Source organism: Caulobacter sp. GW821-FHT05F04, assembly GCF_059419665.1.
This window is the reverse complement of sequence record NZ_JBWKSF010000002.1, coordinates 681,023-693,866: the sequence shown is the minus strand read 5'-3', so window position 1 is coordinate 693,866 and position 12,844 is coordinate 681,023. Positions and strand designations below refer to the sequence as shown.

The window sequence follows — 12,844 nt, the reverse complement described above, 5'->3', positions numbered from 1 at the left end:
TCCCCTCCCCGCGCTCCCGGCCGCGCGACGGCCAAATCGCTCCGAGCTTGCGAAGCGACCCACGCCTGGGCCATCCTCGCGCCGCCTTTCCGGGCGAGGGACAGACATCTCATGACCGACCCAGATTGGCGCGCGCCGGTCGATCCGCCGACGCCGGTGACCCCGGTGCCGTTCGGCAAACCCTGGAGCATCTGGGCCTGGGGCGGCCTGATCTCGACGGCGGGCCTGGCCCTGGCCGTCGCGCCGCGTCCCGTGCTGGCCCTGCTGCACGCCCACGTCGAGACGGCCTCCCTGCCCTGGGTGCGATTCGCCGGCCTGCTGCTGATGGCCTACGCCATGGGCTATCACGTCGCCGGCTGGACCGGGCAGCGTACCTATATGCGGGCCTCGGTGGTGCTGCGGGTGTTCTCTCTGGTGGTGATCGGCGCCTTCGTCCTGCTGGACTGGCTGCCCAAGGCCTGGCTGGCCGTGGGCTTGTTCGACATGGTCGGAGCCGTGTGGACGACGCTGGAACTCAGGTGGCGGCCAAAGCCGAAGGCCGCTTAGGGCGCCTCACGGTCTACCCGAGTGATCACGCCCCGCGCCTTCATGTCTCGCAACTGGCTCATCGAGACGAACTCGCGTTGATCCATGTAGTAGTGTTCGCCCCTAGGACTGAAAGGCTTGTTCGACACGGTCTTGGTCTCGCGGACATAGACCCCTTCAGGCTGCACAGCCGCAACCAGAGCCCCGCCATAGCGGCAATCCGAACAGCCTGGCGCGGCGAGACGGTCGTCGACGATGCTGTAGATATCGCCGACACGCGGCGCGCTCAGGTAGACCACATCCCGCATGCCTGCCTTTTTCTCCTCGACGGCCACCCAAGCGGCCAGACCAGCGAACGCGGCCAAGGCGAACACCCATCCCCAGCGATCCAGAAACGGAACCGGGTTTTTCTTTAGCTTGGCCTCGACGATCTTCGGATCCAGCAGGCCAATTCGATTGCGGCAGACGTCACAGAAAGCCGTGTATTCCTTGCCCGTGACCCACCGACACACATACCAGAAATGACGGATGGTATAGTCCAGCCGGGCCGAACAAGGCTGCTCGAGCCGGCACTGCTCACAGCCTGAATAGCCGATGTTCCAGATGGGCTTGCTGACTCGCTTGGAGCCCCACAGAAACAGCATCACAGATCCCCGACGCGGCGCAGGTCGCCGCATAGCTGCGCCTTATATGGGCCCTACACCTGGGCGCGAGCGGGAAACACCTAGGCGGCGAAAATCCGCCGCCGCACCAGGAAGGCCACGAGCCAGCAGGCCATGGCCCAGGCCGCGCCCATGCACCAGCCGGCCAGGACGTCGCTGGCCCAGTGGACGCCCAGATAGACGCGGCTGAGACCGACCAGCAGGCTGACCAGCACAGCCGCCCCGACCGCCAGCACCTTGACCCGCCGCCGCTCGGCGAAGCGCGCGGCCAGCACGCCCAGGGTCAGGAACACGACGGCCGACAGCATGGCGTGGCCCGACGGAAAGCTGGCGTTGACCGCCTCGACCGCGCGGTAGACCGGATCGGGCCGCTCGCGCTCGAACACCCGCTTCAGGCCCTGGCTGATCAGCAGGCCGCCCCCCGCCCCGGCCACCAGCAGCAGTCCCTCGCTCCAGCGGCGCAGGGACGCCAGCAGAGCGAAGGCCAGCAGGATGATCAGGCCCAGCACCGTCACCGAGCCCAGAGCGGTGACGTCGGCGGCGGCCACGTGCAGCCATCCAGGCCCGATCAGTTCGTGCGGCTGGCCGTCGACCCGCAGGGCTTTCAGCACCGAGAGATCCAGCGCCCGGGTCTCGCCCTCGGCCACCTCATCCGCGATCGACAGGAAGCCCCAGCCGCCCAGCGTGACCACCAGCAGGGCGCTGGTCGCGCCCAATTCGCGGCGCGCGGCGGACAGCAATCCCGGAAAGCCGATGCGGATCAAACGGATGGTCATCTAGCCGACACTTCTCGCAACAACATATCTCAAATGAAACATGAACTTAAGCTGAGCGGGGCCGTTCATCCCGCCTCTAGGTCGAGCATCCTAGGGTGCTTTCACCTTCCAAGGAGACCGACCATGAAACGTCTTATCACCGCTTCGCTCGCCGTTCTGATGCTGGCCGGCGGCGCTGGCGCCGCTTCGGCCCAGGACTATCGCAACGACAACCATCGCGGCAACCAGGCCTATGAACAAGGCCGCCGCGACCAGGCGCGTCACGAAAACCGTATGGATCGCCGCGACGACCGCCGAGACGACCGACGCGAGTATCGCCGCTGGGCCAAGGGCCAACGCCTGGACCACCGCTATCGCGGCAACAGCTATTACGTCAGCGACTATCGTCGCTACGGCCTGCGCCAGCCGCCGCGCGGCTATCGCTGGCAGCGCGTGAACGACCAATACGTCCTGGCCGCCGTCGCGACCGGCCTGATCGCCTCGGTGATCATCGCCAACCACTAGAAATAGCGCTGGAGCGGGCGCCGCGACGCGGCGCCTTCTTCCCTGCCCCAAAGCGTGACTTTGGTCGCGCTCCGCGGACTCAAACTTTCGTTTCAATTGGATTCCAATTGAAACGGGGGGGCTCAAGCGTTTAATCCGATGTCATGCCCGAGTTCGCCGAAACCAGCTCCGCCGCCGATCCGCTGATCACCCTGGTCCCCGACAAGTGGGTGACGCTCCGAGACGCGTTCGGCGTCGACAGCGACATGAAGGTTCCTGCCTTCTCGCACCGCGACCCGCACGTTCCCGAGATCGACACCGCCTACAAGTTCGATCCGCAGACGACGAAAGCCATCTGCGCAGGCTTCGCCAAGGACCGCCGCGTGATGGTCCAGGGCTATCACGGCACCGGCAAGTCGACCCACATCGAGCAGATCGCCGCGCGCCTGAACTGGCCGCTGGTCCGGGTGAACCTGGACAGCCACGTCTCGCGGATCGACCTCGTGGGCAAGGACGCCATCGTCCTGAAGGAAGGCAAGCAGGTCACCGAGTTCCGCGAGGGCATCCTGCCCTGGGCCCTGCAGCGCCCGATCGCCCTGGTGTTCGACGAATATGACGCCGGCCGTCCGGACGTGATGTTCGTGATCCAGCGCGTGCTGGAAGCCGGCGGCAAGCTGACCTTGCTCGACCAGAACCGCGTCATCCGCGCCAATCCGTATTTCCGCCTGTTCGCCACGACCAACACCATCGGTCTGGGCGACACCACCGGCCTCTATCACGGCACCCAGCAGATCAACCAGGGTCAGATGGACCGCTGGTCGATCGTCACCACGCTCAACTACCTCGAGCACGACGTCGAGGCGGCGATCGTGCTGGCCAAGAACCCGTCCTACGACACGACGGAGGGCAAGCGCACGATCTCGGCCATGGTCCGCGTCGCCGACATGACCCGCAACGCCTTCATGAACGGCGACATCTCGACGGTCATGAGCCCGCGCACGGTGATCACCTGGGCCCAGAACGCCGAGATCTTCGATCACGACGTGGCCCTGGCCTTCCGCCTGACCTTCCTCAACAAGTGCGACGAGCTCGAACGCCCCACGGTGGCCGAGTTCTTCCAGCGCGCGTTCGGAACGGACCTGCCGGAAAGCGCGGCGCGGGTGAAGGTGGCCTAAAAGATCACGCCGCCCGCGGCGTGATCTTGTCCAGCTCCGCGCCCATCTTCCGCTTCTGCTCCATCAGGTCGAAATCCGTCTGCAGGTGCAGCCAGAAGCCTTCCGACAGACCCCAGTAGCGGGCCAGCCGCAGGTCGGTGTCAGCCGTCACCGCCCGCTTGCCCAGGACGATCTCGTTGATACGGCGCGGCGGCACGCCGATCGCCTTGGCCAAGGCCGTCTGGCTCATGCCGATCGGCTTCAGGAAGTCCTCCAGCAAGATATCGCCCGGCGTGGGATTGTGCAGCCAATCGGCCGGGTCGATCTCAATGGTAGTCGCAGATTTCGACATCCTCGGCATTCCCGTCGCGCCAGCGGAAGCAGATTCGCCACTGGTCATTGATGCGAATGGAGTGTTGCCCGGCGCGATCGCCCTGCAACGCCTCCAACCGATTGCCCGGCGGCGCGCGCAATTGATCGAGGCGCGCCACGCGATTGAGAATACGCAGCTTCCGCAGAGCCGAGGCCTGTATGTCATCAGGCAGTCGACGCGAGCGCGCGCCTTCCCAGATGAGCTGGGTTTCGCGATTGGCGAAACCTCTGATCACCTTGGAGAACCATAACGCATAACGTTATGCGGTTCAATCATGGCGCCCTCATTAAACTCGCCATGGTAGATTTATGTTACTATAGATTGCATCGCAATCGATGGACGGCGATCGTCATCTGCCGCACGATCCGACAAGACTCGCCATCCGGAACCCCCTCCCCTGGCGCCCCGTTCACCTGCGACGCTTACTTGGAGACGCCCCATGACCGACCTCACCTACATCATCGTCGAGCACGACGGCGGCTGGGCCTATAAGGTGGGCGACACCTTCTCCGAGACCTTTCCCAGCCACGACGCGGCGCTGAAGGCGGCCCAACGCGCGGCCGGCGAGCAGCGGGTTTCGGGCGAGACCGAGGGCATCACCTACGAGGACAAGAACGCCGTCTGGCATCAGGAAGTCTCGTCCGGCGAGGATCGCCCCACCACTCACGTCAAGGACGCCTGACGGCTCAGTCCTGAAATCGGCCCGGTTCTTGCGGGATGGTGCTTCCTGAAGCCCATTTTGAGACAAAGGTCGCCGCCGATGTTCGCCAAGAAGAAAGACACCGCCGCGCCGCTGGCCCTGACCCCGCTGGATCAAGGTCGCGCCGCGGCGCCGCAAGCGCAACCGGCCGCGCCGGCGCCCGCGCGCCCTAAGCCCGCCTCGATGTTCAGCCAGGGTCTGACCATCCGCGGCGACATCGTCGGCGACGTCGAGGTGCATCTCGACTGCGTGGTGCTGGGCGATGTGAAGGTGGGCAAGCTGATCGTCGGTCCGAACGCCCGCATCGAGGGCTCGATCATCGCCCAGGCCATTGAGATCCACGGCCTGGTGATCGGCGCGGTGACGGCCCAGGCCGTGCGCCTGTACGGCACGGCGCGAATCGACGGCGACATCACCCATGAGCAGTTGGCCATGGAGACCGGCGCCCAGTTCCAGGGCCGCAGCCTGAAGTTCCGCCGCCCGGCCCCGGCCCCGGCCCCGGCTCAACCGCAACCGCAACCGCAAGCGGCTCAAGCTCAGCCCCAGGCCCACGCCCAGCCGGCCCCGCAACCGGCGCCGACCGCTCCGCCGTCGGCGTCGCAGACGCCGTACAGCCACGTCGCGCACTAGGTGTGTAGTCCCATGGTGCATCATCGGTCCTGACTCGTCAGGAGTAGGATGGCCTATGGCAAGCGCAGCTCAGGCCGCCGCATTGGCCATCTTGCGCAGGCGGCGCGCCAGGTCCTCGGGCCGGTCGGCGATCTGGTCGAACAGCGCCTGGACCTCGGCCTCGCCGAACCCGGCCGCGCGCAAGGTGCGCCACGCCCCCGCCAGCACGGCCTCGGCGATGTCCAGCCGATCGTCGGTCAGGCGCAGGCCGGCGCCGAACGGGCTCTGGAACACGGAAGTCTGATCGGCGAACGACATGGGCGATCCTCCTGCGGCGCGGTAATGTTCCTTTTTTGTTCACATTGTTCGCCGGAGTCGAGTCCCCGAATCCCCAAAACGAAAAAGCCCCGACGTCCGAAGACGTCGGGGCTGACGGCGTGTCGGGGCGGACAGCGCCTATCCGGTCGCCGGCTCACAACGGCGACCTGATCCGATGATGGCTTAGCGGCAGACGGTCCGCTCGTAGTACGCGCCGTTCCAGCGGTCGTACTCGCGGGTCGTCCAGCAATCGCGAGCCGGGCGGCCGTAGTACGGTCGCGGGGCGTACCCGTAGCCATAACCATAGCCATAGCGCGGCGGGGGCGGCGGCGGGGCGTAGTAGCCTTGGTCGTAGTAGCCGCGGTCGTAGCGATCGTTGCGGTTGCCGTCCGAGATCGCCGCGCCGACCGCCAGACCAACGATGCCGGCGGCGACGGCCACGGCGGCGGTGTCATTGCCGCGATGGCCGCGATAGTGGCCGTAGCGCGGGTCGGCCGAGGCCGTGGTCGCGGCGGCGACCAGCGAGAGCGCGGCGACGCCGGCGGCGACCCGACCGACCGTGGTGATGATCTTGCTGGCCATGATGGCCTCCTTGGCTCTCTCGAACTTGGGTCCTTCGCTTTCTGGCGGCGCGGCGCGTCGTCTCAAGCGTCATGTGGACGATCGGACTCCGAGCCTGAACGGCGCCTGAACGAAGTCTTTCAACGATCGTCGGAACGGGTTTGTTCATCTTTTTCAGGAAAGGTGGGTCGGAACAGATCTTTGCGACCTCCACGGAGACCGCCCTCATGACCGACACCGTGTCCTACGCCCAAGGCCAAGCCCTGCAGGTCCTCTCGTTCGAGGTCGGGGCCCAGACCTATTGCGTCCCCGTCAGCGCGGTGCGCGAGATCCGCGGCGTGACCCCGCCGACTCCGCTGCCCGAAGCCCCGCCCTACGTGCGCGGCGTCATCAATCTGCGCGGCCAGGTCATGCCGGTCATCGACCTGTCGTGGCGCCTCGGCAAGGGCCCCGCCCAGGACGGCGCGCGCCAGGTGATCATCGTGGTCGAGAACCATGACGACGTCGCCGGCCTGCTGGTCGACGCCGTCTGCGACAGCTTCACCGTCGAGGCCGAGCACATCAATGCGCCCCCGTCCCTGGGCGACGGCGAGGATTCCCCGCTGGTCGCGGCCGTGATCACCAGCGGCGAAGGCGACATGACGGTCCTGCTGGCCGTCAGCCGCATCCTGCCGGAACGCCAACAGGCGCTGGCCGCGTAAAGCCGACCAGTCCAAACATTTGTTCGAATACCTCTTCCGTTTGGGCTGGACGGAACGCTAGTCTCCCCGCAGGTCAAAGGGAGACACGCATGAAGGCCGCTGTTCTGCGCGAGGTGGGCAAGCCCCTCGAGATCGAAACCGTGGCCATCGGCAAGCCGGGACCGCGCGAGGTGCTGATCCGCACCAAGGCCGCCGGCGTCTGCCACTCCGACCTGCACTTCGTCGAGGGCTCCTACACCCATCCCCTGCCCGCCGTGCTGGGCCATGAGAGCGCCGGGATCGTCGAGGCGGTCGGCGACGAGGTGCGGACCGTGAAGGTCGGCGACCACGTCATCACCTGCCTCAACCCCTACTGCGGCCACTGCGAGGTCTGCCTCACGGGCCACATGAACCTGTGCGTCAGCCCGGAGACCAAGCGTCCGAAAGGCAGCGAGCCGCGCCTCTTCAAGGAAGACCTGGGCGGCGGGACCGGTCCGATGGCCCAGTTCCTGAACCTGTCGTCCTTCGCCGAGTACATGCTGGTGCACGAGCACGCCTGCGTCGCCATCCGCAAGGACATGCCGTTCGACCGCGCCGCCCTGATCGGCTGCTCGGTGATGACCGGGGTCGGGGCGGTGATGCACACCTCCAACGTCCGGCCGGGCGAGACCGTGGCGGTGATCGGCTGCGGCGGCGTGGGCCTGGCCACCATCAACGGCGCGGCGATCGCCGGCGCGGGCCGGATCATCGCCATCGACCGCATGCCCTCCAAGCTGACCCTGGCCAAGACCTTCGGCGCGACGGACGTGATCGACGCCTCGGCCGTCGACGATATCGCCAAGGCCGTGGTCGAGCTGACCGGCGGCGGCGTCCACCACAGCTTCGAGGCCATCGGCCTGAAGGCCACGGCGGAAGCCTCGTTCAAGATGCTGCGCCGGGGCGGCACGGCCAATGTGATCGGCATGATCCCGGTCGGAACCAAGATCGAGCTGCACGGCGTCGACTTTCTCGGAGAGCGCCGGATCCAGGGCAGCTACATGGGCTCCAACCGCTTCCCGGTCGACATGCCGCGCCTGGTGGACTTCTACATGCAGGGCCGGCTGAAGCTGGACGAACTGATTTCGCGCCGGATCAAGCTGGAGGACGTCAACAGCGCGTTCGACGAGCTGAAGCGCGGGGAACTGGCGCGGTCGGTGATCGTGTTTGATTGATCCTAACCTTGTCATCCCGGAAGCCTCGTAGAGGCTGTCCGGGACCCAGGGGCGGCGCGCATCGCGCTTCGTCACCCCCTGGGTCCCGGCTCTACCCCCGGCTTTCGCCGGGGTTCGGCCGGGATGACAAGAATTGGATTGGTCTAGTCCAGTTGTCACATCCCTGATCAATCAGCTGTGCTAATTCCGGCGAACCCTTCTCCGGAGCGCTCTCTCATGCCCCAGCTCGACCGCCGTAGTCTGCTCGCCGCGATCGGCGCCATGACCCTGCCGCCGGCCCTGGCCCGGGCGGCGGCGATCGACGCCGACGTCCGCACCGGCACGATCAAGGACGTCGAGCACGTGGTGATCCTGATGCAGGAAAACCGCGGCTTCGATCACTATTTCGGAACCATGGCCGGGGTGCGCGGCTTCGGCGACCGCTTCCCGATTCCGGTGCGCGACACCGCCAAACGCAAGGGCGGTTCGGTCTTCGTCCAGGGCTACGGCGACCAGCTGCTGGCGCCGTTCCCGCTGGAGACCACCAAGACCTTCGCCCACATGCGGGTCGAGAGCACCCCGCACAGCTGGACCGACGCCCAGGACGCCTGGGACCAGGGCCGCATGGACCGCTGGCCCGACGCCAAGCACGCCTGGTCGATGGGCTATTACGAGCGGGCCGACATCCCGTTCCAGTTCGCCCTGGCCGAGACCTTCACCCTCTGCGACGCCTATCACTGCGCGACCCAGACCGGGACCAACACCAACCGCCTGTTCCTGTGGACCGGGACCAACGACCCGTCCGGCACGCAAGGCGGCCCGTCGATCTCCAACTCGCACGACGACTTCCCGGACAAGGGCGGGGCGGCGGAATCCTACACCTGGACTAGTTATCCCGAGCGGCTGCTGAAGGCCGGCGTCTCCTGGCGGATCTACCAGGACATGGCCGACAACTTCACCGACAACCCGCTGGCCGGCTTCAAGGCCTATCGCGACGCCCACAAGGACGCTCCGGGTTCGGACAAGCGCCTGAAGGACCTGGCCCTGAGCACCTGGCACCTGGACAAGCTGCGCGAGGACGTCGTCGCCGGCCGCCTGCCGCAGGTGTCGTGGATCATCGCCCCGGCCGCCGACAGCGAGCACCCCGCCCCGTCCAGCCCGGCCCAGGGCGCGGACTACACCGCCCGGGTCATCGACGCCCTGACCGCCGATCCCAAGGTCTGGGCGCGGACGGTGCTGATCGTCAACTTCGACGAGAACGACGGCTTCTTCGACCACATGCCGCCCCCGTCGCCGCCGTCCAAGGACGCGGACGGCAAGCTGATCGGCGGCTCGACCATCGACCTGACGGGCATGCACCACACCGTGCGCAACCCGACCGAGGCCAAGTCCGAGCGCGATGACCTGATGAACCGGCCCTATGGCCTGGGTCCCCGCGTGCCGCTCTACGCCATCTCGCCGTGGAGCCGGGGCGGCTGGGTCGACAGCCAGGTCTTCGACCACACCTCGGTGATCCGCTTCCTGGAGACGCGCTTCGGGGTGATGGAGCCCAATATCGCGCCCTGGCGGCGGGCGGTGTGCGGCGACCTGACCTCGTGCTTCGACTTCAAGACCCCGAACCACAAGCCCTTCGCCCCGCTGCCGCCGACCGCCGAGACCGCGGCCCGCGCGGCCAAGCTGAAGGAGATTAAGCCGCCGACGCCGACGACGATCGTCGCCCCGGTCCAGGCCAAGGGGACCCGTCCCTCGCGCGCTCTGCCCTACGCCCTGGCCGTGGACGGCCGGGTGAAGGACGGGGCCATGACCCTGAGCCTGACCAATGCGGGCGCCCAGGCGGCGGTGCTGCACGTCTATGACCGCCTGCGGCTGGACGCGGTTCCGCGCCGCTACACGATCGGTCCGCAGGCCTCGCTGGCGGACGCCTGGCCGGCCGGTCCGCACGACCTGTGGGTGCTGGGGCCGAACGGCTTCCACCGCCGCTTCACCGGGACCGCGACGGGGGTCGAGGTCACCGGGCGGGCCAGCGGCGGCGCGATGCGGCTGACCCTGACCAATACCGGCCACGAACCGCGCACCGTCTTGGTCGAGGGCGGCTCCGAGCCCTGGCGCGTCAGCCTGGCGGCCGGCGCGACCCAGGCCAAGACCTTCACGACCAAGCAAGGCTGGTACGACCTGACCGTCCGCGACGCCGCCGATCCGGCCTGGCTGCGGCGGCTGGCGGGACGGATCGAGACCGGCAAGGACTCGATCAGCGACCCGCTGATGGGGGGCGCGGCGCGGCTGACGGCCTAGCCAGGCGGCGCAGCTTGGCTAGGGTGTGGCGAACCTCGAGGATTCGCCATGCTCCGCCCTTCGCTTCTCGTACTCGCCGCCGTTCTGATCGCCACACCGACACTCGCCGCGCCTAAGGCCGACCCGACCAAGGCCGTCGCAAAGATGGTCGCGTCGCCCGCCTTCAAGGCGGCCGCCGCCAAGCTGGACGCCGATTTCGATCGCACGGTCGCCGACATCGTCACCCTGACCGAGATCCCGGCCCCGCCGTTCAAGGAAGAGGCCCGCGCCAAGGCCTATCTCGAAATGCTGAAGGCCCACGGCCTCACGAGCGTCGAGATGGACGCCGAGGGCAATGTCATGGGCGTGCGCCCGGGCACGGTGACCAAGGGCAAGGGCCCGTTCGTGGTGCTGGCCGCCCACCTCGACACCGTCTTCCCCGAAGGCACGGACGTGAAGGTCAAGCGCGAGGGGACCAGGCTGATGGCCCCCGGCATCGGCGACGACACCAGGTCCCTGGCCACCCTGCTGGCCTATATGCGCGCCCTGGACGCGGCCAAGATCTCGACCAAGGCCGACATCCTGTTCGTCGGCAATGTCGGCGAGGAAGGCCCCGGCGATCTGCGCGGCGCGCGGTTCCTGTTCAACAAGGGTCCGTACAAGGGCCGGATCAGCGCCTTCTTCTCGATGGACGGCTCGGACCCGTCGCGGATCGTCGACCGGGGCGTCGGCTCCAAGCGCTATCGGGTGACCTTCAAGGGTCCGGGCGGCCACAGCTACGGTGCGTTCGGCCTCGTGAACCCGATGACCGCGATGAGCCAGGCCGTCGTCGACCTCTACGCCGTGCAGGCCCCCAAGGAGCCCAAGGTCACCTATTCGGCCAGCGTCACCGGCGGCGGCACCTCGGTCAATTCGATCCCGAACAGCGTGTTCATGGAGTTCGACATGCGCTCGGAAAGCGCCGCCGAACTGGCCAAGCTGGATCAGACCTTCATCGGCATCCTCGACAAGGCCGTCGCGGGCGAGAACGCCGCCCGCTCCACGGGGGCCGGCAAGATCAGCTACGACGCCAAGGTGATCGGCGAGCGCCCGGCCGGGACCACGCCCCAGACCTCCGACATCGTGGTGCTGACCGCCGCCGCCATCTCGGCCCTGGGCATGAAGCCCGAGCACCAGGACAGCTCGACCGATAGCAACGTGCCGATGAGCCTGGGCATTCCCGCCGTCACCATCGGCTCGGGCGGCAAGGCCGGCCGCGCCCACGCCCTGGACGAATGGATCGACGTCGAGAAGGCGCCCAGCGTGCAGGGCATGCAGGTGGGCCTGGCGGCGCTGCTGGCCGTGGCGGGGATGAACTGAGAAGCGAAACCTCGTCCTTCGACAAGCTCAGGATGAGGTTTCTACTCAAGCCCCGCGCTAAAAGTCGTCCTCACCCTGAGCTTGTCGAAGGGCGAGGACGGCCGCGCCGCGTCACCAGCCAAATCCCGCCGCACACCAGCGCCAGCGCCGCCGCGTTCTTCCAGGCCAGCACCGGCTCGTGCAGGAACAGCCCCGACAGCAGCACGCCGAACACCGGGATCAGGAAGTTGAACACCGCCAGCATCCCGACCGGATTGTGCTTCATCAGCAGGCTCCAAAGCGCGAAGGCCGCCGCCGACAGGCCGGCCATATAGGCCAGCAGCGCCAGCGACCGGACATCGAAGCCGGAGAGGTGGCCGCCCCCGATCTCGCCGATCGCCAGAAGTCCCACGCCGCCGATGGCTAGCTGCCAGCCGGTCATCACCATCGGGTCCAGCTTCTGCGAGAGGGTCTTGCCCCAGATCGAGGCGGCCGCCAGCACGAAGGCGGCGATGACCACGAAGCCCTCGCCCAGCAGGGTGAACTCGAAATCGAGGCCCTTCACGCCCTTTGAGCCGCCCAGGTTCACCACCAATACGCCGGCGAAGCCCAACAGGCAGCCGGCCGCCTTGCGGGCGGTGAGGCGGTCGTTGGCATAGAGGAGGTGCGCCAGGATCACGCTGAAGAACGCCCCCGTGCCGTTCATGATCGACGACTTCACGCCGCTGGCGTGGGCCAGGCCGACATAGAAGAAAACGTACTGCAGCGTGGTCTGGACGAGGCCCAGCCCCACCACCGAGGCGATCCGGTCGCGCGGCACGGCGATCGACCGGCGGCCCAGCACGGCCAGGACCAGCAGGATCAGCCCCGCCCCCAGGAAGCGCCAGCCGGCGAACAGCATCTGCGTGGCCATGTCGGTCTTGGCCACATGCAGCAGGGCGTAACCCGCCTTCACCGCCGGGAAGGCGCTGCCCCAGAGCAGGCAGCACAGCACGGCGACGCCGACGACGAAGCGACGGTCGCGATAGAGATCGGCGCGGGGCTGGGACAACGCGGGCTCGCTCGAGGTTGCGGGCGAAACACCTCGTCCGAAGCGGAGCTTCTAAAGCCTGGGTCAGCGCGCTTCAATCGCCGCCTGAAACGCGACTTCTGGAGGCCAGCACGAGAACACTCGCCAAGTTCTATTGAGATAACGACGTTTCCC

16 protein-coding genes are annotated in these 12,844 nt (G+C 67.3%); 9 read left to right on the top strand and 7 right to left on the bottom strand.

Annotated elements, in window-relative coordinates; all coding sequences use genetic code 11:
• Positions 1-111: 111 nt before the first annotated feature.
• Entirely contained in the window at positions 112-546 is a 435-nt protein-coding gene (locus tag AC07R7_RS07665; RefSeq protein ID WP_494634709.1) for a hypothetical protein, read from the top strand.
• Here the strand turns inward: AC07R7_RS07665 and AC07R7_RS07660 are convergent.
• Together AC07R7_RS07660 and AC07R7_RS07655 are read right to left on the bottom strand one after the other, a co-directional pair.
• Positions 543-1,169 carry a hypothetical protein gene (locus tag AC07R7_RS07660; protein WP_494634708.1) on the bottom strand — a complete coding sequence of 209 codons (627 nt, stop codon included), beginning with the start codon at positions 1,167-1,169 and terminating at the stop codon, positions 543-545. The genes AC07R7_RS07665 and AC07R7_RS07660 overlap by 4 nt on opposite strands.
• Before the next feature lie 80 nt (positions 1,170-1,249).
• Positions 1,250-1,963 carry a phosphatase PAP2 family protein gene (locus AC07R7_RS07655; RefSeq protein ID WP_494634707.1) on the bottom strand — a complete coding sequence of 238 codons (714 nt, stop codon included), beginning with the start codon at positions 1,961-1,963 and terminating at the stop codon, positions 1,250-1,252.
• A gap of 123 nt (positions 1,964-2,086) precedes the next feature.
• Between AC07R7_RS07655 and AC07R7_RS07650 the strand changes: the two genes are divergently transcribed.
• Both AC07R7_RS07650 and cobS read left to right on the top strand, forming a co-directional pair.
• A complete protein-coding gene (locus AC07R7_RS07650; RefSeq protein ID WP_492837073.1) occupies positions 2,087-2,467 on the top strand; it encodes an RcnB family protein in 381 nt (126 codons plus the stop codon).
• Between the two features lie 143 nt (positions 2,468-2,610).
• Complete coding sequence (gene cobS / locus AC07R7_RS07645; RefSeq protein WP_494634706.1) at positions 2,611-3,621, top strand: cobaltochelatase subunit CobS; 1,011 nt, start codon at positions 2,611-2,613, stop codon at positions 3,619-3,621.
• A gap of 4 nt (positions 3,622-3,625) precedes the next feature.
• Here cobS and AC07R7_RS07640 read toward each other — a convergent pair whose 3' ends face one another.
• Together AC07R7_RS07640 and AC07R7_RS07635 are read right to left on the bottom strand one after the other, a co-directional pair.
• Positions 3,626-3,952: a HigA family addiction module antitoxin gene (locus AC07R7_RS07640; protein ID WP_492837075.1), complete on the bottom strand. Its 327-nt coding sequence runs from the start codon at positions 3,950-3,952 to the stop codon at positions 3,626-3,628.
• On the bottom strand, positions 3,927-4,208 hold the full coding sequence (locus tag AC07R7_RS07635; RefSeq protein WP_492886126.1) for a type II toxin-antitoxin system RelE/ParE family toxin: 282 nt from the start codon (positions 4,206-4,208) through the stop codon (positions 3,927-3,929). The genes AC07R7_RS07640 and AC07R7_RS07635 overlap by 26 nt, the downstream gene beginning before the upstream one ends.
• A 204-nt stretch (positions 4,209-4,412) precedes the next feature.
• Here AC07R7_RS07635 and AC07R7_RS07630 point away from each other — a divergent pair, with 204 nt between their 5' ends.
• Positions 4,413-4,655, top strand: coding sequence for a DUF2188 domain-containing protein (locus tag AC07R7_RS07630; protein ID WP_494634705.1), 243 nt, complete (start codon positions 4,413-4,415; stop codon positions 4,653-4,655).
• Between the two features lie 78 nt (positions 4,656-4,733).
• The gene (locus AC07R7_RS07625) at positions 4,734-5,303 is read left to right on the top strand and encodes a bactofilin family protein (RefSeq protein WP_494634704.1); all 570 of its coding nucleotides are present in this window, start codon (positions 4,734-4,736) and stop codon (positions 5,301-5,303) included.
• A 69-nt stretch (positions 5,304-5,372) separates the two neighbouring features.
• Here AC07R7_RS07625 and AC07R7_RS07620 read toward each other — a convergent pair whose 3' ends face one another.
• Together AC07R7_RS07620 and AC07R7_RS07615 are read right to left on the bottom strand one after the other, a co-directional pair.
• On the bottom strand, positions 5,373-5,600 hold the full coding sequence (locus AC07R7_RS07620; RefSeq protein WP_099581075.1) for a hypothetical protein: 228 nt from the start codon (positions 5,598-5,600) through the stop codon (positions 5,373-5,375).
• Positions 5,601-5,783: 183 nt separating this feature from the next.
• The gene (locus AC07R7_RS07615) at positions 5,784-6,182 is read right to left on the bottom strand and encodes a hypothetical protein (RefSeq protein ID WP_494634703.1); all 399 of its coding nucleotides are present in this window, start codon (positions 6,180-6,182) and stop codon (positions 5,784-5,786) included.
• Positions 6,183-6,388: 206 nt separating this feature from the next.
• Between AC07R7_RS07615 and AC07R7_RS07610 the strand changes: the two genes are divergently transcribed.
• From AC07R7_RS07610 to AC07R7_RS07595, 4 genes are all read left to right on the top strand, one after another.
• Entirely contained in the window at positions 6,389-6,862 is a 474-nt protein-coding gene (locus tag AC07R7_RS07610) for a chemotaxis protein CheW (protein ID WP_492837081.1), read from the top strand.
• 89 nt (positions 6,863-6,951) lie between these two features.
• Complete coding sequence (locus AC07R7_RS07605) at positions 6,952-8,052, top strand: Zn-dependent alcohol dehydrogenase (RefSeq protein ID WP_492886135.1); 1,101 nt, start codon at positions 6,952-6,954, stop codon at positions 8,050-8,052.
• Between the two features lie 216 nt (positions 8,053-8,268).
• Entirely contained in the window at positions 8,269-10,323 is a 2,055-nt protein-coding gene (locus AC07R7_RS07600) for a phosphocholine-specific phospholipase C (RefSeq protein ID WP_494634702.1), read from the top strand.
• 48 nt (positions 10,324-10,371) lie between these two features.
• Positions 10,372-11,661, top strand: a complete 1,290-nt coding sequence (locus AC07R7_RS07595) for a M20/M25/M40 family metallo-hydrolase (protein ID WP_494634701.1) — start codon at positions 10,372-10,374, stop codon at positions 11,659-11,661.
• Positions 11,662-11,731: 70 nt separating this feature from the next.
• Here the strand turns inward: AC07R7_RS07595 and AC07R7_RS07590 are convergent, their stop codons facing one another.
• Positions 11,732-12,691: a DMT family transporter gene (locus AC07R7_RS07590; protein WP_494634700.1), complete on the bottom strand. Its 960-nt coding sequence runs from the start codon at positions 12,689-12,691 to the stop codon at positions 11,732-11,734.
• Between the last annotated feature and the right edge of the window lie 153 nt (positions 12,692-12,844).